The sequence below is a fragment of the Gordonia sp. Swx-4 genome, from assembly GCF_030316175.1.
GTDB classification, from domain to species: Bacteria; Actinomycetota; Actinomycetes; order Mycobacteriales; family Mycobacteriaceae; genus Gordonia; species Gordonia alkanivorans.
In genome coordinates, this window is the sequence record NZ_CP128197.1 from 2,467,303 (window position 1) to 2,486,467 (window position 19,165).

Genomic DNA, 19,165 nt, shown 5'->3' on the forward strand with positions numbered 1-19,165 from the left:
ACAGTTGGGCGCCTACCCCCGATCGATTGAGAGGAACGGCGTGCGGGTGGTTGTGGTTCATCGAGGGTGATCTGCGTTGGTTTCACCGATCCGGCAGACTGCACTGCATGTTCGGCAGGACAGTCGGGCTTGGCTGATTATGTTTTCTGGTCTGGTACCAACTCATGTCGCGTCCGGTCTGGCGAGTCCCTTTTTGGCCGCTCGGCGGGAGTCCATTGCCTCGGCCCGGTGATTGATACGACTTCGTAGGGGTTTGAGGACGATCATCGAGACTGGACTACTGAGAATCACGGCGAGCACGACGGCTACGAAGAACGGGACGTCCACGTCAATCAGGTAGGCGACCAATAGGATCAGTCCACATAGCACCGCAGCGAGCGCTAGGCGCGCGATGTTGTACAGCAGCGCGATGGCGATGAGAGATCTGGCCGAAGAGGCCGGCGTGGTGGTGGCGCCGTGAGAAGTGTTTCTGCGCATGGTCTATGGGCCTCCGTGTGGCGTGAATGCGATCGGGATGGATTGTGACGTGACAGTTGGTTCGGTGCCGCGTCCTGCAGCGGGGGCGGTTCATGAGATGAGATCTGTACGGATGTGAGATCTCATGGCTGATGTGCGCCGTGGTCGGCGTTTTTTCGGCCCTGGCTGGGTCAGCCATCGCCGCGCCTGCTGGTCGAAGTCTTCGCCCCACCCGGCCTGATCGGTGCGGGCCAGACCTGCGATTGTTACTGCGGTGCGTCGTTGGCCGTCGACTCCGACGGGCACTAGCCGCACCCAGATTCGGCGACGCCGGACAAGTAGAGATACAAGTAACCCAGCCAGCATCACGGTCGCCGACAACAGAACCCAGTTCTGTGCCGGCCCGTGTGATACCTGCATGGACACGAAGCGTTCATACCCGTCAAAGCGCACCACGGTGCCATCGGCGATGGTGTGAGTCTGTCCCGGGCTGAGATTGACCTGTGCCCGCTGCTGGAGCCGACCCTGCTCGATGAGCGCCCGGTTCAAGGAGTACGCATTCTGCGGGCGACCGGTATCCAGTCCGGTGTCGCCTTGGTAGATCCTGATCGCCACATACGGATCATTCGGCACGGGAAACGATGAGGTGAGCAGGGTTCCTTGGAATGCTGCGGTGGGCGCGAATAGGCCCTCGATCGCGATCTGTCGATTGCGACGTTCGTCTGCGTCGGGGTAGAGGCCGGCTGGGGTATCGAAACGGGCCGCGCCGGAGGACAGCATCGTCTGCAAGTTGTCGGGAATGAACAGCACTGTCTGAGTGCGTTGCTCACCGTTGGGGAACGTCACAGTGAACGTCGGTGCGAAGCCGTTGCCGAGGACATAGACGCGGTCGCCAGCTACTCGCAGCGGTTCGTTCACTCGGACGCGTGCAGTGCTCCACGTATCGGGATCGGACTGTCGCACGTCCCCGGTGTAGGTGACGTCGGCTTCGTACATGTCGGGCTGACCGCTCGGCAGGAACCGGGCATCGAAGCCCTCGACGCGGACACAGAATGGTGAGAGATCGGTGCCATCGACGAGGCTGCCTGCGCGGAATGAGTCATAAACCGCGGTCGAGGTGTTGCACAACCCTTGTGTGCCATCGGCGACGAGACTACGGGTGCCTTCGTAGCCGTAGAGTTTGTCGGCCGCGATCGATATCAGCAAGGCGATTAGAGCGAAGTGGAACACGAGGTTGCCCCACTCGCGGAGGTAACCCTTTTCTGCCGAGATCTCTACGGCTGCGGTGGGTCGGTGCGTAGTCGCTGGTCGTGTGGTGGTGGCTCGGCGCCAGCCCCGGAGGTTGGCGTTGATGAGGGCAGCAACCTCTTCGGGTGTTCCTTCTACGGTGTCCTCGAAATGCCGCGGCAGGCGGGTGAGGTTGCGCGGCGCGGGAACTGGACGGGCTCGCACCGCGCGCAGATGCTCGAGGATGCGGGGAGTGAGGCATCCCACAAGCGACACGAACAGCAGGACATAGATCGCGGTGAACCACGAGCTGGCGAAGACGTCGAAGAGCTGCAGTCTGTCCATCCACGTGCCGAGGGCGCCGCGGTCGGCAATGTACTGGGTTGTTTTCTGTTCGTTGAGTGGGCGCTGCGGCAGCAGAGCGCCCGGGATTGCCGCCGCGGCCAACAGGAACAGCAGCATGAGTGCTGTTTTCATCGACGTCAGCGAACGCCACAATCTGAGTAGGGGGCTAAGCCGGCGGCGTGGTCGTCGCGGCGTCGGCGCTTCGATGCTGCCGGTGTGCATCATCGTCGTCGTATGGGTAACGCCGCACCCTGGAAGTCGTCATCACTCGCGAGAGAACGAAGTGCGCGGTCGGCGACGTGATCCGCAGCTGTCTGCCAGTCGACTCCCAGCACCATCGGCCGCCGGGATTTCCTCGCCCGCATCGCCATCCGGGTCTCACCTGCTCTTCCTGCCCACACCGAAATACTACGTAGCGTAGTATTTCGGTACGCAGATGACAAGCGGTGATGCGCCCCGCTGCGGCGCGCTCGCACTTACGAGCCGTCGACACCACCCAAGTTCCTCGGGTCTCGTCATGTGCCGCCCCATCAACTACGGTGTATCGAATAGTTTTATTCGGTAGACCGAAATTTGCTATTGAGGGGCGGCAATGCGAGAGGTCATGGCTTCGGCTCGTCCGCGGCTCGCGCGAGCTCGGTCGGGGTCGCTACTGCTTGGTCCGGCCTTCGTCGCGGCCATCGCCTACGTTGATCCCGGCAATGTCGCGTCCAATATCAGCGCCGGCGCCCAGTTCGGCTACCTCCTCGTGTGGGTGATCGTGGTTGCGAACGTGATGGCGGGGTTGGTGCAGTTCCTTTCTGCCAAGCTGGGGGTGGTCACGGGCAGGTCATTGCCGGAGACGGTGCGTCTGCGCGCGTCGCGGACCGCCAGGCTCTCCTACTGGGTGCAGGCTGAGATTGTCGCTATGGCAACCGATCTCGCCGAAGTGGTGGGCGGAGCTATCGCGCTGAATCTGCTCTTCGACCTGCCGTTGCTCATCGGTGGCGTCATCACAGGTTCGGTGTCGATGGTCTTACTTCTTGTCCAAGACCGCAGAGGGCAGCAACCGTTCGAGCGGGTGATCATTGGCTTGCTGGCTGTTATTGCCATCGGTTTTCTGACAAGCACCGTCGTGGCACCACCTCCCCCCGGGGCTGTCGTGGGGGGCCTCTTGCCGCGGTTCGATGGCACGGAAAGCGTGCTGATCGCGGCCGCCATGTTGGGTGCGACGGTGATGCCTCACGCGGTGTATCTGCATTCAGGTTTGGTGCGGGATCGACACGGCCATCAACCGGAGGGGCCGGTCCGGTCGCGGCTGTTGCGTGTGACGAAGATCGATGTCGGTCTGGCGATGCTGCTGGCGGGCGCGGTCAACCTGTCCATGCTGCTGGTGGCAGCAACCACTTTGCGTGGCCGTGAAGGGGTCGATTCGATCGACGGAGCGCATGCGGCGGTCGCCGACACCTTGGGGCAAGTGGTGGCGTTGCTGTTCGCGCTGGGGCTTCTTGCCTCGGGGCTGGCATCAACCTCGGTCGGGGCGTACGCCGGCGCGATGATCATGGACGGGCTGTTGCAGCGCAGGATCCCGCTCATACTCCGACGCCTGATCACCCTGATACCTGCCATCACAGTGTTGGCCATCGGAATTGATCCCAGCCGAGCTCTGATCGTCTCGCAGGTCGTTCTGTCCTTCGGCATTCCCTTCGCACTGGTTCCGTTAGTGCGTTTCACCAGCGACAGGATGCTGATGGGCGAGGATGTGAACAATCGACTCACCACTTCGCTGGCCTGGCTTACTGCAGCGGTCATCATCGTGCTCAACGTCGCCTTGATTTACCTGACGGTCACCGGTTAAGCGAGTTCGCGCGACGGTTCGATCCCCTAGGCGTCGCGCGAAGCTGACCATTCTTGCCGCAACACATCTAGCACGATCAGGACGACGCCGATGGTGATGAATGTGTCCGCGAGGTTGAACGTGGGGAACCAGCCGGTATGGAAGTAGTCGGTGACGACACCGTCGGCGGCGCGGTCGATCAGGTTGGTGAGTGCGCCGCCGAGGACCGCGGCAAATCCGATCCGACCGGCGACCCCCGCGTCGGGTGCGACGTGCACTGCGTAGCCGGCCAGTGCGAGGGTGATGAACCCGGCCACGGCGAGTATGGCCCAGCTGGGCAGCTGATCACCGAGGCTGAATGCAACACCGGGGTTGAACGCTAACCGCAACTGGAGCACTCCCAGATCGGCCGCACTGCCCTCGGTGAGTCGGCTGACAACGAAGGAGTTGACTGCCAGCCCGACGAACGTCACCACGACAACCAGGGCCATGAGAACGCCTCGGGGGTGGAGTGTTTTCGTCACTGCCGGCGGCGCGTCGGTCACGTCAAGGCTCCAGCCGGGGTAGAACTCGCTGACGCTGCGGCGGCGTCGCCGGCATAGTTCGGGCACAGCGCTACCGCGCTACCGGTGGCCGCCAGCAGGGTCTCCGCCGAGGCCAGCAGGTCCATCAACTCGGGCCGAGTGAGGCGGTAGAACACCTGCCTACCCTGTGGGCGTCCCTCAACTAGCCCGCAGTCGCGAAGGCATGCCACATGCGCCGACACTGTCGACTGCGCCAAACCCAACTCCCCTACCAGGTCGGCGACCCTGACCTCCCCACCGGCAAGACGACGCACAATCGCCAATCGGGTGCTATCGGACAGGCTGTGAAACAACGCCACCGCCGCGTCCACATTCGTTCCGGCTCTCGACGTGCGACACCCATCCATGCTATTGATCGTCACCAGACGATAATAAGCGGTCTCCGCCGATGATGAGGGAGGGTGGTCAACAATGTTGATGAACCGCATGGAGACTGTCCTGGTGAACTCGCCGCCCCGGCGGTGGCTGCAGCGCTACGAGGCGCGTGTCTTGACTGCGTTGGGCGGACGGACCCCGGGAGCGCGCGTTGCTGAGCTGGGGTGCGGGTCGGGTTACGGCACCCGGCTGATCCTCGACGAGTTCGGCGCCGCGCGCGTCGACGCGGTAGACCTCGATCCGGCGATGATTTCTCGCGCTCGCCACCGCCTACGCCGACACACCGGCAGGGCACACCTCGCCCGAGGTAGCGCAACGGACCTGCGTTCAGCATTTCACGACGTCGGCGGTGGGCAGAACGGTACTTATGACGCAGTCTTCGACTTCGCGATCATTCACCACATCCCGAACTGGCGGGAAGCCTTGGACGAGGTGGCCCGCGTACTCAAACCGGGTGGGCGGTTCTTCTTTGACGAGGTCACCGCGACCGCCCTTGCTCGGCCGACCTACCAAGTGCTGTTTGACCATCCGAGCGAGGATCGGTTCACTGCCGGTGAGTTCCTGCACGAGTTGTCCCGCCACGGTCTCGACGTCGGCGAGCGGTGGCGAACACGCATCGGCGGCGACTACCTGTTGGGTGTCGCCACACGGCAATAGTGAGGTCGATGTGGTGGCTCGGCGGTCGCCCACCACGAGACGTTTCGAACCTTCTCTCACGCGGTGCAGTGGGTAAAGGAGCGCACAGCCTTCAACTACTATCGTGGTTAGTAAACCTAGTCCAGCGCCGAGTGGGAGGGTTCGACAATCGATGGGCCGCGTAAGAGGGACTCGAGCTACCGAAGAGCTATGTGATCGCCGATCGACTCACGGTGGGCAGCCGCAGTGCTCGGGCTCTCGTGAATGTCGCGGGTCGGTCCGAGTCGGTATTCCGCGACTGCTGATGCTCGCAACGCTGACGGCGGTGGTGATGGTGTTGACCTCGTGCAGCTCGACCGGAGGTGCCGCCTTCAGCAATGAGATTCAGGCCGTTGACAGCTTCGCCGACATCACACAACCTTCCATCGCTGTGGCCACTGAAGGTGGCGGGCGACTTGCGCCCAACGCGGTTGTCGAACCTGGGCTTCCTATTGTTGTCACGGCCAGTCGCGGCGCGTTGACTAACGTCCGTATTCCCACAGCCAGCGGCCGTCCCTTGGCGGGCTCCCTGAGCGAGGACGGCTCAACGTGGACAAGCACCCAGCCCCTGGGGTATTCGAAGCGATACGTGGTTCAAGCCGAGGCCGTGGGCGTGGGCGGTCGATCGGTCGTCTCGCAGCGTTTCACCACGACCTCGCCGGAATCGTTGACCAGCGCGGCCATCCTCGGCGAGGAAACCGTCGGGATCGCCCACACGATCGGCGTGCGGTTCGCCGATCCCATCCCCGACCGAAAGAAGGCACAGGCGGCGATCACCGTGTCGTCTGACCCCCAGATGCAGGGTGCGTTCTATTGGATCAGCGACTCCGAGGTCCGGTGGAGGCCCGAACGCTTCTGGACACCGGGCACCAAAGTCAGTGTCGCCGTCAACATTTACGGAGTCAACCTCGGCGACGGGCTCTACGGCGACGAGAACTTGTCCTATGACTTCACCATTGGCAGAGCTCAGGAAATCGTCGCCGACGACAACACCAAAACAATCGTCGTCAAACGAGACGGCAAGGTCATCCGCACCATGCCGACCTCGTTCGGCAAAGACAGCACTCCGACGCCCCGCGGCATCTACATGATCGGAGATCGCGTCGAGCACATCATCATGGACTCGTCGACCTACGGAGTGCCTGTCGAGTCCGCAGCGGGATACCGCACACCCGTTCAATGGGCGGTGCAGATGTCCTACAGCGGCATCTACATGCACGGCGCACCGTGGTCGATGTCGGCCCAAGGCAACAGCAACGTCAGCAACGGTTGCCCAAACCTGAGTCCCGCAGACGCGGAATGGCTCGTGAAAAACACTCTCCGCGGTGACCCCGTCACGGTCAAGAACACCAACGCCGACACACTGTCAGGAGTCGATGGACTCGGCGACTGGAACATTCCGTGGTCACAGTGGAAGAAGGGCAACGCCGACACCTAAGCACCCCGCCCCCTGGCTCGAGAGCGTGTCGACGCTACGCCACTCGCCATATCAACGGGTGTTGAGGTATCCGTACCGGCATGCTTACAATACGTCATATCAATGAATGTAAGGATGTTGATATGACTGAGGAGTCGGTGGACACGTGCGATCTGCTGTGTCTCGATCTGCCGCATGCAAAAACTATCCGGACTGCGTTACCCGAGGTGACCGCGGTCGACAGTGCCGCCGCCGGAGCTCGTGCACTCGGTGATCCCACCCGGCTACGTGTAGCGACGGCGTTGCTGTCGGGCGACGAATTATGTGTCTGCGACCTCGCGTGGGTGGTAGGCCTGGCGCAGAACCTGGTGTCGCACCATCTGCGTCTACTTAAGGGTGCCGGCCTGGTGACCGGGCGCCGGCACGGACGGTTGGTGATGTATGCGTTGACCCCCTCCGGCCACGCTCTCGTGACAGCGGTTCTAGCGATTACAGGTGTCTCCACACCAGCCACGACGACGTCATCGGCGTCCACAATGCAGGGGCGAACACATGGCTGACGCATGCTGCGGACCTTCAGATTCCGCCGACCTCGACGCCGAGGTCGATCAGGGCCCGGTTCGGTTGTGGCAGGTGCGCGAGCTGCGTTTCGCCGCCGCCGCAGCAGCGTTCCTCGCGCTCGGCTGGATCGTCGGTGGCTCTCTATCAGAGACCGCGGGCATCGTCGTGGAACTGGTCGCGGTTGTCGTTGCGGCCTCAACGTTTGTGCCGTCGACGCTGAGGTCGCTGCGTCACGGGCGCATCGGTGTCGGAACGCTGATGACGATCGCCGCGATAGGCGCTGTGGCGCTGGGTCAAATACCCGAGGCTGCGCTACTCGGAATCTTGTTCTCGGTCGCTGAAGGACTCGAGCATTACGCGGTCACCAAGACCCGGCGCGGGCTGCGGGCACTGCTCGCGCTGGTTCCGCCCACTGCCTCGGTGATTCGTGAGGGACGTGAGATCACCGTGTCACCGGATGAGTTGATCATCGGCGATGTGATGGTGGTGCGTCCCGGTGAGCGCGCGGCCACCGACGGAACGATCACAGCGGGCACAACCAGCGTGGACGTGTCGGCGATCACCGGCGAATCTGTTCCGGTGGAGGCGGGTCCGGGTGACTTGCTCCACGCCGGCGCGATCAACGGTGGCGGTGCGATCGAAGTCCGCGTGAGCGCCCGCGCCGCGGATAGTTCCCTGGCCCGCATCGTTCACATCGTCGAGCAAGCGCAGGAACGCAAAGGCGCCGGCCAACGTCTCGCCGACCGCATCGCCCGCCCCCTGGTCCCGGCCATCATGGTGCTCGCGGCGCTCGTGGCAGGTATCGGTGCGCTACTCGGTGATCCCCTGCTGTGGCTCGAACGCGGCCTAGTGGTCCTCGTTGCTGCGTCCCCGTGTGCGTTGGCGATCGCGGTGCCGCTGACGGTGGTCGCCGCGATCGGCGCCGCCAGCCGCCATGGCGCACTGGTCAAAGGCGGTGCTGCCCTGGAGGAGTTGGGACGGGTTCGCGTCGTCGCACTGGACAAGACCGGCACCTTGACCCGCGGCACTCCGGAGGTCATCGCCGTGGTGAGCACACCCGAGATCACCCGCGAAGACGCGTTGTCCTATGCCGCCGCGCTCGAGGCACGCAGCGAGCACCCGCTGGCGAGCGCGATTCTCGCGGCCGCACCGGCCCTGGGCGCACCTGCCGAGGACGTCACCGCGATCGCCGGTCACGGACTCACCGGCCAGATACGCGGACAGCAACTGCGCCTGGGCAAACCTGGATGGCTCGATCCTGGCGCGCTCGCCGGCGATGTCACCCGGTTGCAGAGCGACGGTGCCACCGTCGTGCTGATCGAACGCGATGGCACCGTCGTCGCCGCGATCGCGGTCCGCGATGAGCTTCGCCCCGAGGCCGCTCAAACGGTCGCTCAGTTGACGGCGCTGGGTGTCGATTCGGTCATGCTGACCGGGGACAACGACCGCACCGCACATGCCTTGGCCACTGCGGCCGGAATCAGCACCGTCCATTCCGAACTGCTCCCCGAAGACAAAGCCGACTTGCTGCCCACGCTGGCGCGCGGGCGGGCGATCGCCATGGTCGGCGACGGCGTCAACGACGCCCCAGCGATAGCCACCGCCGATGTCGGAATCGCGATGGGAGCGATGGGTACCGACGTCGCTATCGAAACCGCCGATGTGGCGTTGATGGGCGAAGATCTCCGCCATCTCCCGCAAGTGCTGTCCCACGCTCGGCGCGCACGCCGAATCATGCTGCAGAACATAGGATTCTCGCTAGCGATCATCGGTGTTCTGATTCCGCTGGCCGCCACGGGCGTCCTCGGCCTGGCCACAGTGGTCTTCGTCCACGAACTCGCAGAAGTACTGGTGATCGCCAACGCGATTCGTGCCGCCCGGACGAAAGCACTGCCAGGCACCGCTGCCGTGCCCCGGGTAACCCCCGGCAAGCTCAACATCTCGGCGGCGGCCTACCACGACACAGGCGACGCCTGCTGCGCTCCGGTATCAGCCACCGCCGATCAGCCACGGCCGGTGCCCGCGGTACCGCTGTTGCCGACTCCACGAGTCCGCGGCGCGGCGAGCAGCACGAGTTGTTCTGCCACAACAGAACCAGGGTGCAGCTGCTGTTCGAGCCCGTCGGATGACGCCGATGACGCATCGAGCAGCTCGCCAACGCCTCATCGCGAACGCCACTGAGCACAACCACGCCGCGTCAGGTGCGTTGGCGTGATCTCCACGTGCGTACAACCAGTGCCGCCAGGACCGCGGCAGCACAGATCCCTTCTCCTGCTGCTCCGATCCGCGTCGCCAGGGTCGTCGTTGTCCTCAGCGGCACCCGCGCGATGAGGACGTCGGGGGTGAACAGTGCTGTGCGTTGTGCAACGGTCCCGTCAGGTTCGATGACCGCGCTCACGCCACTGGTTGCTGCGATGACCACCGCCCGATCGTGTTCGACTGCCCGCACCCGCGACATCGCGAGTTGCTGGTAGGTCATCTCGGTGCGCCCGAACGTCGCGTTGTTGGTCGGTACGGCGATCAGTTGCGCGCCGGCGCGCACCGATTCGGTCACCAGATCGTCGAACGCGACTTCGTAGCAGGTCGCTACCGCCACGGGTACACCTGCAAGATCGACGACACCATTGCCTGTGCCAGGAACGAAGTTGCCGGCCCGGCTGGCGTAGGACGACAGCTGTGTCATCAGTTCCCGCAGCGGCAAGTACTCTCCGAACGGCACCAGCTGACGTTTGTCGTGCTCCTGACCGGGACCGGTTTCCGGATTCCACACCACCGACGTGTTGCGGGACGTGCCGTTGTTCCCGGCGATCACCGCTCCCACCAGGATCGGCACCCCGATCGCCCGCGCGGCACGATCGATCTGCGCCGCAGCATCGCGGTTACCGAACGGGTCGATGTCGGATGAGTTCTCTGGCCACACCACCACATCGGGACGCACGACCCGCCCGGAGCGGACCTGCTCTGCCAGGTCGAGGGTGCGTTGGACATGGTTGTCGAGCACTGCGCGTCGCTGAGCATTGAAATCTAACCCCAGCCGCGGCACATTGCCCTGCACCACTGCCACCGTCACCGACCGCTCCCCCGCGTCATCGCCTTCCCCCGCGGGCGTCATCGTCCACACCAGCAGTCCAATCACGGCAACCGTGGCGGCAGGCCCGGCCAACGTCTGAGGCTGCCGGCGGACCACAGCCCCCGCCATCGCGGCCAGGGCCGTGCCGAGCAGCACCACAACGAACGACAACGCCGGCGCGCCGGCCAGCGCCGCCAACGGCAGGAGCAACCCGTCCGGTTGACCGAATGCGATTCGGCCCCAGGGGAAACCGCCGAACGGTATCCGGGAACGAACAGCTTCGACTGCCACCCAGGCGCCTGCCAACCACACCGGCGCGCCGCGCCATCTGCCCAGTGCTGCCGCCAACGCCCCGAAGATCCCGAACGCCACCGCCTGGACTGCTGCCAATACCACCCAGGGCACCGCACCCACATAGGTGCCGACCCACGGCAACAGCGGCAGGAAAAACCCCAGTCCGGCGAGATAGCCGTAACCTGCTGCCGCCCACAGCGACCGCCCACGCAGCGTCACCACCAGAACCGCGATAGCCAACGGGGCGAGGAACCACAGCTGACGCGGAGGAAAACTCGCGTACAGCATGCCGCCGGCGCCGACTGCAGCTGCGCTGCGCAGCACAGGGTGAACCACCGGTGGCAACGACGAGCCGGCCCGCCGAGCATTCGAAGAACTCACCACCGCGCAACGCACCCCTCACCGAGTTCTTGTCGAGCGCATCGATCCGCCCGCGGGCGCCCAGCCGGGGCCGCGCGCCTGTAAACTACTAGCTAACGTAGTAGTAGTTCGACGGGAGTGAACATCGTGGCAGGTCAAGCGCTCAAGGTTCGACTCGAGTCGGGGGTGCCTCGGTGAGCCGCACCGTCAAGGTCTCACTCGCCGTGGTGTTCGTGTTCTGCCTGGCGCTGACAGTGGTGTTCGTGGTGTCCCGGGCCGGCGACAGCGAACAGGCCGACGCTCAGGCGAGCATGACGGTACGGGATGATTCCCCACGACTATCGACTCCGACCGAGTCCAAGGCGACCTTCGTGGAATTCCTGGACTTCGAATGTGAGGGGTGCGGGGCGGCGTACCCGGCGGTGGAGCAGCTTCGCCAAACCTATGGCGATCAGGTCACTTTCGTGGTCCGCTACTTTCCGCTCCCCGGGCATTTCAACGCTGACCGTGCAGCACGGGCTGTCGCTGCGGCGGCCGAGCAAGGCCAGTTCGAACCGATGTACCGCAAGATGTTCGACACCCAACGCAGCTGGGGTGAGCAGCGGGTACCGCTGGATGATCTGTTCTTCTCCTATGCCCAGGAGCTCGGTCTGGACATGGATCGATTCGCCGCCGACTACAACTCGCAGGCCACCCGCGAACTCATCGACCGCGATGTTGCTGACGGCAAAGCGCTGGGTGTCAGCGGTACACCCACCTTCTTCATCAACGACGAACTCATCAAACCCGAGAGCTATGACGATCTGAGTTCGGCGCTCGAATCCGCAATACGCCAGTGACCGTCCCACCACCACTCCGCCAGGCCTCGCCATCCTCACCCTCGGCGGCAGCTGCACGATTTCCAGTGTCTCCGCGACTGCTCGCGTGGATCCTTGCGGTCTGCGGAGGTATCGGGCTCATCGCTGCGTTCACGCTGACGGTTGAAAAGTTCGAACTGGCAACCGATCCGGCGTACACACCGACCTGCAGTATCAACCCAATCGTCAATTGCGGATCGGTGATGGACACCCCCCAGGCGGTCGTCTTCGGGTTTCCCAACTCACTGATCGGAATTGCCGGCTTCTCCGCGTTGATTGCTGTCGCGGTCCTGATGGGGAGCCGGCCGCCCACCTGGGTCATGATCGGGCTGCAGAGTGGGTTGACGGGTGCTGTGGTGTTCGTCCATTGGCTGATCTTCCAGAGCCTGTACCGAATCAACGCGCTCTGTCCGTACTGCATGGCCGTGTGGGTGGTTGTCGTGGTTGCCTTTTGGTATGTGAGCTTGCGCAATGCCGACCATTTCTGCCCACCCGGGAGAGCGCGCCGAGCCCTCGATGCGATCCTCACGGTGCACACCGTGGTACCGCTGGTGTGGGTGCTGGCAGTGATCGCCCTGATCGCCCACCGTTTCTGGTGGTACTGGTCGACGCTGATGTGACACCTCCGCGGCAGCGCCCGGCCCGAGACGGCACACTCGTGTAGCAGAGATCTCGCACTCGCGCAGACCGCAGGTGTGGTGTGAAGCCGATGTGATCCCTCACGGGTGATGGGTGGCTAACGCTTCCTCGTGGTGGCGCTGGGCGCTGGTCTCGAGCTGGAAGGTGGAGTGCTCGAAGGAGATGGCGAAGTGGGTCGCCACGCAGGTCCGGATGTCATCCAAGATGGTGGGGGCGTGGCCGTCCTGGAAGCAGTCGTCATCGACCACAATGTGAGCGCTGATGATCGGTAGGCCCGTGGCCACCGTCGATGCGTGAAGGTCGTGCACGTCGTGCACACGGTCCATCTCGAGGATGTGGGCCCTGACGTCGTCGAGATCGATCCCTTTCGGGGTGAATTCCATCAGTACCCGCGTCGTCTCGGCCATGAGTTTGAGGGCGCGGGGTGCGATGAGCGCGGCGATGAACAATCCGGCCAGCGCGTCAGCTTGTTGGAAACCGGTGGTAGCGATGACGATTGCGGCGACGATCACACCCAGCGATCCCAGTGCGTCGTTGAGGACCTCCAGAAACGCCGCTCGCATGTTGAAGTTGGCGCCGCGTCCCGAGGCGAGCACGAGCATGGCGACGATGTTCGCCACGAGCCCGATGACGCCGAAGAGCAGGAGTTCGGTCGAGGGCACCTCGGGTGGCGAGAACAGTCGTCGTACGCCTTCGACAGCAGCGTAGAGGCCCACAGCGAGCAGCAGCGAGGCCTGCCCCAGAGCGGCGATGACCTCGATGCGCCGCAGTCCCCAGGTGCGGGTTTTGCTGACCGGGCGGTGCATCACGGTTGCTGCGACGAGCGCGACGGCCAACCCGATCGCATCTGTCGCGGCGTGCGCGGTGTCGGTTAGCAGCGCCAGACTCCCCGTGATCACCGACCCGACAAGCTGGGCCACGACAATGATCCCCGTCAGAGCAAACGCTATCGCCAGTCGGACACGCAGCGACGAGTCGCTGGATGCGGGGTCGGTTGGTCCGTGATTGTGTCCGGCTCCCATGCTTCGTACTCCCTCTCATCCACGTCCAGATAGCTACGCTGTCCACATATATCAATACATGCGCATGTGACTATATGACAGACCGGGGCGGAACGGAACCGGCGGAGATGGCCCGACGTCGGCGGCGTGGTGCCGGTGGTATTGGGTCTCGTGACGGTGCGGTGACCGGAAACCTGTGGACGCTGTGACGTCGAACCGGCGCCGCCACTACAGGCCTCAGATGGGTAGTTGGGTATCGGTGATGAACGCGTCGCGGACCCACACGATGAATTGATCCCACAGGCCGGTGATCAAGGCAATACCCACCGCAATCATCATGGCGCCGCCGACGATCTGGATCATGCGGGCGTGGGTCCGCAACCAGCCCAGGCTGCGCAACGCCCACGCCGAGGAAAACGCAAGCACGACAAAGGGAATACCAAGGCCGGCGCAGTAGGCCACGATCAGCGCGACGCCCTTGGCTGCGGTGGCGCCCTCGGTGCCGCTGGCCGTAGCAATGACCGCCGCGAGCGTGGGCCCCAGGCATGGGGTCCACCCGAGTGCAAAGACCCCGCCGAGCAGCGGAGCGCCGGCGATGTTGGAGACGCGGCGGGGGGCGAACCGTCGTTCCTGTTGCAGTGCCGGCACCAGCCCGATGAACACCAGGCCCATGATGATGGTGACCACGCCGCCGATGCGCTGGAGGACTTCACGATTCACCACGAAAGTGGTGGTGACTCCGAGGACGGTGGCGGTCGCTGCCACGAAGACGACGGTGAAACCGAGGACGAACAGGCCTGCGGCGAGCGCCACGCGCGAGCGACCCCGCTTGTTCGACTCCCCCACCGACACCGCAGGCGCCTCGGCGCCGACCACGCCAGCCAGATACGACAGATACCCCGGAACGAGGGGGACCACGCACGGTGAGGCGAACGACACCAGCCCGGCGATCACGCACGCGAGCAGCGCCAGCAGGAGCGGACCGCTGGCGACGAGGTCGGCAAACGTCTCGCCGACCGCAGCCTGCACTTCGACCGACTGTGGGGTCATTGGGGTTGTGCCACAGGCTCAGCGAGAACTCGCTGAACTGTTGACCCGAGTTCGTCGGCGGTGATGGCCTTGAGGAACACCGCGGACGGACGGTGGTCGCGGTCGAGCACGATGGTGGTCGGCACCACCGACGTTGGGGTGGTCAGCGCAGCCAGGGTCAGACCGGCAAAGTCGTAGATCGAGGGAAAGGCGACCTTTCTGTCGACAATGAAGTCCTTCGCCGCTTGCCGGTTGTCGCGCAGATTGATACCGAGGAACTCGACTCCCGAGGCCTTGTTCTGGGCGTAGACATGTTCGAGGTCGTCGGCTTCTCCCCGGCAGGGTCCACACCACGAACCCCAGACGTTGATGACGACGACTTTGCCTGCGAAGTCGTCGAGTCCGATGGTCTCGTCGGTCACCACGTCAGGGCCCGAGACGTCAGCGATCCTCTGACGGCTCGCGGGCGGGTCGTAGGTGATGACCGTCTGCCCGCCGGGCGAGACGAACTGAAAGGTTCCCCCCTGCGCAACGGCGTCGTCGCCAGCGCTACCACAACCCGACGCTACCCACGGCACCACGCACATCAGCGCCAGGACCGCCGCCCGCACCGCGGATACCCGCCTTCTCTCCTGCTGCACCAGCGCTCCTCGCCGTTGATCTACTACGCAGCGTGGTAGATCACCATTCGAATTGTCAACATGACCATAGTTTTTGTGGCCGATCCCTGACCGGAGCCCCACTTCTCCTGGCGTAGATGTGTGACGTTCACCCAGCGCACTAGACCTTCTCACCTGGTACTACCTTCTAATCCTGGCGAGTGTCCGGCTCGGCAGTCAATGACCATCCGCAACTATTCGTCCTAGTAGTAAATGCGCGCGATTGCGACAGGTGCTCAATCAGATCGTGTTACTGCTGTGATCTGTGGGGCCTATGGTTCGAACGGAGGGCTGCCGATCGTGGCCTTATGCGCACCTGGCGTGTGGTGCTGAATGTCAGTGCGTCGCGCCCGTCTCCGGAAGGTCTCGCTGGCATGCCTATGTCGTCCCTCATCCGCCGCTGCGGCGCTCCGCGGCCCTGTCTGAGACTGGGGGTCGTGGGACTGGTTGCTGCGGTTCTGCTGAGCTTCTCAATTGACGCTCGAGCGCGAGCCGACGCCGATGACAGCCACGTGACTCAGCAGTTCGCCCAACTGGTCGCCGAGACGATTTCGGCGACACTGGGCGGCCCGGCGATGGGAGCCCTCGCCGACGAGATCCGAACAGTCAGCTCATGTCTGGCCGATCGAGCGCGCCCAGTCGAGCCGTCAGTGCCGGCCGAGGATCCCATCACTGCGGTGGGATGCTTCGCCGCCGTGCTCGGTGCGGGACGAGCAGCCGCCGAGCTGGTTGTCGACGCGCTTCCGATCGGGCGGTTGCTGGCGCTTCTGGCTTTCGAGATGCGTCCCCACGATCCCGCGGCTGCGCACCCGGCACCGGCCGGTCCACCCGTCTATTCGTCGCCGTCGCCGGGGTCGGTGGTCGCTCCCACGAACGGCCGAGTCACCTCTACCTTCGGTGACGGCCGCGGCCATCAGGGTATGGACATCGGCAACGACCTGGGGGCACCGATTTTCGCGGTCACCGACGGCGAAGTGATCAATTCGGGGCCAGCTGAAGGCTTCGGGTTGTGGGTACGCATCCGGCATGCCGACGGAACAGTCACGACCTACGGCCACAACGACGACAATCTCATCGACGCGGCAGCGCCGGTCACGGTCGGTCAACCCATTGCCACGGTGGGCAATCGCGGTAACTCGACCGGGCCTCATCTGCACTTCGAGGTTGCTGATGCATCCGGCGCCGCCCTCGACCCGGTGCGATGGCTCGCCGAACGCGGTGTCAGTCTGCCCTCGGACAGCGACGCCGAACCTACTATCACGCCCAACGAACCGCCGAGCACCGGAAGCGCAGACCTCTGGCGGTAAGGGTGGCTGCGGCGCACGGTCGCAACGGACCGGTCGGGCCGATCTCAATGAGGGAGGCGACGTTTCGTCGCGGTTCTGTCGCCTCCTGGCCGAGACTCGGGATTCCGGGCCCAACTATGCTACCTAGTAGTTAATCGACTACAGTCCGTAGTAACGGCCCGGGAAGTCGCACGCACGATGCGCGTGTTGCTTCGATCAGGGCCACCGTTTGTCCGACTCAGATGGAGGCCTGATGACCGCGGTGTCCCCGCGCCCACCCGAGGTGGTCGCTACGCGGCCCTACCCCGAGCGGCGAAAGGCCAAAGGGTCATTCATCTACACGATGCTGACCACGACCGATCACAAGCTGATCGGCATGATGTACATCGTCGTGTGCTTCGCGTTCTTCCTCATCGGCGGCCTGATGGCGCTGCTGATGCGCGGAGAACTCACGACGCCGGGCATGCAATTCCTCTCGACCGAGCAGTACAACCAGCTGTTCACCATGCACGGCACGATCATGCTGCTGATGTATGCCACCCCCATCGTGATCGGCTTCGCCAACTTCGTACTGCCCCTGCAGATCGGCGCTCCCGACGTCGCCTTCCCGCGGCTCAACGCCCTCGGCTTCTGGCTGTTCGTCTTCGGCTCGACCATCGCGATCGCCGGCTTCATCACCCCCGGTGGTGCCGCCGACTTCGGCTGGACCGCCTACACCCCGCTCAGCGACGCCATCCACTCACCCGGCGTCGGCTCCGACATGTGGTTTCTCGGACTGACAGTGTCCGGCTTGGGCACCATCCTGGGCGCGGTCAACATGGTCACCACGGTCATCTGTCTGCGCGCACCGGGAATGACGATGTTTCGCATGCCGATCTTCACGTGGAACATCCTGGTCACCAGTGTCCTGATCTTGCTGGTGTTCCCGCTGCTCACCGCGGCACTGCTCGGCGCCGAAGTCGACCGCCAGTTCGGCGCGAATCTGTTCGATCCGTCCAACGGCGGCGCCATTCTCTGGCAGCACATGTTCTGGTTCTTCGGCCACCCCGAGGTCTACATCATCGCGCTGCCGTTCTTCGGCATCGTCTCCGAGATCTTCCCGGTCTTCAGCCGTAAACCGTTGTTCGGGTACTCAGGACTGGTCTACGCCACCCTCGCCATCGCCGCCCTATCGGTCGCGGTGTGGGCACACCACATGTACGTCACCGGCGCCGTGCTGTTGCCGTTCTTCTCCTTCATGACCTTCCTGATCGCGGTACCCACGGGCGTAAAGTTCTTCAACTGGATCGGCACAATGTGGCGGGGCCACATGACGTTCGAGACACCGATGTTGTTCTCGGTCGGCTTCATGGTCACCTTCCTCTTCGGCGGACTCACCGGTGTGCTCCTGGCCAGCCCACCCATCGACTTCCAACTCTCCGACAGCTACTTCGTGGTGGCCCACTTCCACTACGTCCTCTTCGGCACCATCGTGTTCGCCACCTACGCCGGCATCTACTTCTGGTTCCCGAAGATGACCGGACGCCTGCTCGACGAACGCCTGGGCAAAATCCATTTCTGGCTGACGTTCATCGGCTTCCACCTCACCTTCTTGGTGCAACACTGGCTCGGAGCCGAAGGCATGCCCCGCCGATACGCCGACTACCTGCCCTCAGACGGCTTCACCACGCTCAACATCATCTCCACCGCCGGCGCGTTCGTCCTCGGCATCTCGACACTGCCGTTCCTGTGGAACGTCTTCCGCAGCTACCGCTACGGCGAGGTCGTCACCGTCGACGATCCATGGGGCTTCGGCAACTCCCTGGAATGGGCCACCAGCTGCCCACCGCCGCGCCACAACTTCACCGAACTCCCCCGCATCCGGTCAGAACGCCCGGCGTTCGAACTGCACTACCCGCACATGGTGGAGCGGATGCGCGCCGAAGCCCACGTCGGCACACGGCACGGTGAACCCAGCGAGACCGCAGAAGAAGTCCGCCGTGCGCCGCTGACCACCGGAGACCACGAAGCATCTACAGATCCCGACCCGGAGAGCCGACCGTGAACAACTACCCCTACCCTGCCCTCGACCAGGCCGTCCCGCGAACGCGCCGCCCGCTGACCGTTCCTCGATGGTTCGCCATCCTCGCAGTCGGCTACACCGCGGTGATGACCTTTGCGTTGACCCTGCTCGCAGGTTCTGTCCTCGCTCAGGGCACTCCCCTGCTGCTGTGGCTGATCGCGGCGACCGCGGCAGCCTGCGCGGCCCGCGGAGCAGCCGCGGTCGCGACCCGAGCGATGAGGCCAGCACGAGGCCGTGCGGTGCGACCGTAGGCGAAGAAACTCACCACCATCCCAGGTGGAGAACCCGTCGCACCGCGCGGCGGCGAGACCCGCAGCCACCAGGGCCTCCAAGATCACCGGGCCTGACCGAGACCACCATCGTGCACTAGGTACCGATCACGCAAGGTGCCGCGATAACGCGACCAACTTGGGCGTATCTCGCGAAGGCACGCACGGGCTGCGATCGACACG

The 19,165-nt window shown here is 64.1% G+C and carries 18 protein-coding genes; 10 read left to right on the top strand and 8 right to left on the bottom strand.

All coding sequences use genetic code 11. The features are described 5' to 3' along the window. Positions 1–162: 162 nt before the first annotated feature. The gene (locus PWF70_RS11215) at positions 163–477 is read right to left on the bottom strand and encodes a DUF4229 domain-containing protein (protein WP_051406004.1); all 315 of its coding nucleotides are present in this window, start codon (positions 475–477) and stop codon (positions 163–165) included. Positions 478–567: 90 nt separating this feature from the next. Further along, positions 568–2,253, bottom strand: a complete 1,686-nt coding sequence (locus tag PWF70_RS11220) for a cytochrome c biogenesis protein ResB (RefSeq protein ID WP_231381013.1) — start codon at positions 2,251–2,253, stop codon at positions 568–570. A gap of 367 nt (positions 2,254–2,620) precedes the next feature. On the opposite strand from PWF70_RS11220, the gene PWF70_RS11225 reads away from it, so the two are divergent. Then, the gene (locus tag PWF70_RS11225) at positions 2,621–3,865 is read left to right on the top strand and encodes an Nramp family divalent metal transporter (RefSeq protein ID WP_035755541.1); all 1,245 of its coding nucleotides are present in this window, start codon (positions 2,621–2,623) and stop codon (positions 3,863–3,865) included. A gap of 26 nt (positions 3,866–3,891) precedes the next feature. Here the strand turns inward: PWF70_RS11225 and lspA are convergent, their stop codons facing one another. Both lspA and PWF70_RS11235 read right to left on the bottom strand, forming a co-directional pair. Beyond that, positions 3,892–4,335: a signal peptidase II gene (gene lspA / locus PWF70_RS11230; protein ID WP_051406003.1), complete on the bottom strand. Its 444-nt coding sequence runs from the start codon at positions 4,333–4,335 to the stop codon at positions 3,892–3,894. Between the two features lie 50 nt (positions 4,336–4,385). Continuing rightward, the gene (locus PWF70_RS11235) at positions 4,386–4,790 is read right to left on the bottom strand and encodes an ArsR/SmtB family transcription factor (protein ID WP_035755537.1); all 405 of its coding nucleotides are present in this window, start codon (positions 4,788–4,790) and stop codon (positions 4,386–4,388) included. Positions 4,791–4,869: 79 nt separating this feature from the next. Between PWF70_RS11235 and PWF70_RS11240 the strand changes: the two genes are divergently transcribed. The 4 genes from PWF70_RS11240 to PWF70_RS11255 all read left to right on the top strand — a co-directional run bounded on the left by PWF70_RS11240 (position 4,870) and on the right by PWF70_RS11255 (position 9,637). Further along, positions 4,870–5,460, top strand: a complete 591-nt coding sequence (locus PWF70_RS11240; RefSeq protein WP_331271843.1) for a class I SAM-dependent methyltransferase — start codon at positions 4,870–4,872, stop codon at positions 5,458–5,460. 283 nt (positions 5,461–5,743) lie between these two features. Further along, positions 5,744–6,916, top strand: a complete 1,173-nt coding sequence (locus PWF70_RS11245; RefSeq protein ID WP_286352962.1) for a L,D-transpeptidase — start codon at positions 5,744–5,746, stop codon at positions 6,914–6,916. 122 nt (positions 6,917–7,038) lie between these two features. Continuing rightward, the gene (locus tag PWF70_RS11250) at positions 7,039–7,455 is read left to right on the top strand and encodes an ArsR/SmtB family transcription factor (RefSeq protein ID WP_268897809.1); all 417 of its coding nucleotides are present in this window, start codon (positions 7,039–7,041) and stop codon (positions 7,453–7,455) included. Continuing rightward, the gene (locus tag PWF70_RS11255; RefSeq protein ID WP_268897810.1) at positions 7,448–9,637 is read left to right on the top strand and encodes a heavy metal translocating P-type ATPase; all 2,190 of its coding nucleotides are present in this window, start codon (positions 7,448–7,450) and stop codon (positions 9,635–9,637) included. The genes PWF70_RS11250 and PWF70_RS11255 overlap by 8 nt, the downstream gene beginning before the upstream one ends. Before the next feature lie 16 nt (positions 9,638–9,653). On the opposite strand, the gene lnt is transcribed toward PWF70_RS11255, so the two are convergent. Then, positions 9,654–11,108, bottom strand: a complete 1,455-nt coding sequence (gene lnt / locus PWF70_RS11260) for an apolipoprotein N-acyltransferase (RefSeq protein WP_268897856.1) — start codon at positions 11,106–11,108, stop codon at positions 9,654–9,656. Between the two features lie 266 nt (positions 11,109–11,374). Between lnt and PWF70_RS11265 the strand changes: the two genes are divergently transcribed. Beyond that, entirely contained in the window at positions 11,375–12,019 is a 645-nt protein-coding gene (locus PWF70_RS11265; protein WP_412768067.1) for a DsbA family protein, read from the top strand. Between the two features lie 65 nt (positions 12,020–12,084). Then, complete coding sequence (locus PWF70_RS11270; RefSeq protein WP_268897811.1) at positions 12,085–12,657, top strand: vitamin K epoxide reductase family protein; 573 nt, start codon at positions 12,085–12,087, stop codon at positions 12,655–12,657. 99 nt (positions 12,658–12,756) lie between these two features. Here PWF70_RS11270 and PWF70_RS11275 read toward each other — a convergent pair whose 3' ends face one another. The 3 genes from PWF70_RS11275 to PWF70_RS11285 all read right to left on the bottom strand — a co-directional run bounded on the left by PWF70_RS11275 (position 12,757) and on the right by PWF70_RS11285 (position 15,293). Then, the gene (locus PWF70_RS11275; protein ID WP_127964025.1) at positions 12,757–13,698 is read right to left on the bottom strand and encodes a cation diffusion facilitator family transporter; all 942 of its coding nucleotides are present in this window, start codon (positions 13,696–13,698) and stop codon (positions 12,757–12,759) included. A gap of 216 nt (positions 13,699–13,914) precedes the next feature. Continuing rightward, positions 13,915–14,727 carry a cytochrome c biogenesis CcdA family protein gene (locus PWF70_RS11280; protein WP_155225798.1) on the bottom strand — a complete coding sequence of 271 codons (813 nt, stop codon included), beginning with the start codon at positions 14,725–14,727 and terminating at the stop codon, positions 13,915–13,917. After that, positions 14,724–15,293, bottom strand: coding sequence for a TlpA family protein disulfide reductase (locus PWF70_RS11285; protein ID WP_268897858.1), 570 nt, complete (start codon positions 15,291–15,293; stop codon positions 14,724–14,726). Before PWF70_RS11285 ends, PWF70_RS11280 begins: the two co-directional genes overlap by 4 nt. Before the next feature lie 584 nt (positions 15,294–15,877). Between PWF70_RS11285 and PWF70_RS11290 the strand changes: the two genes are divergently transcribed. From PWF70_RS11290 to PWF70_RS11300, 3 genes are all read left to right on the top strand, one after another. Then, complete coding sequence (locus PWF70_RS11290; RefSeq protein WP_268897812.1) at positions 15,878–16,672, top strand: M23 family metallopeptidase; 795 nt, start codon at positions 15,878–15,880, stop codon at positions 16,670–16,672. A 232-nt stretch (positions 16,673–16,904) separates the two neighbouring features. Beyond that, a complete protein-coding gene (gene ctaD, locus PWF70_RS11295) occupies positions 16,905–18,695 on the top strand; it encodes an aa3-type cytochrome oxidase subunit I (protein ID WP_268897813.1) in 1,791 nt (596 codons plus the stop codon). Further along, the gene (locus tag PWF70_RS11300; RefSeq protein WP_268897814.1) at positions 18,692–18,964 is read left to right on the top strand and encodes a hypothetical protein; all 273 of its coding nucleotides are present in this window, start codon (positions 18,692–18,694) and stop codon (positions 18,962–18,964) included. The genes ctaD and PWF70_RS11300 overlap by 4 nt, the downstream gene beginning before the upstream one ends. Positions 18,965–19,165 lie beyond the last annotated feature (201 nt).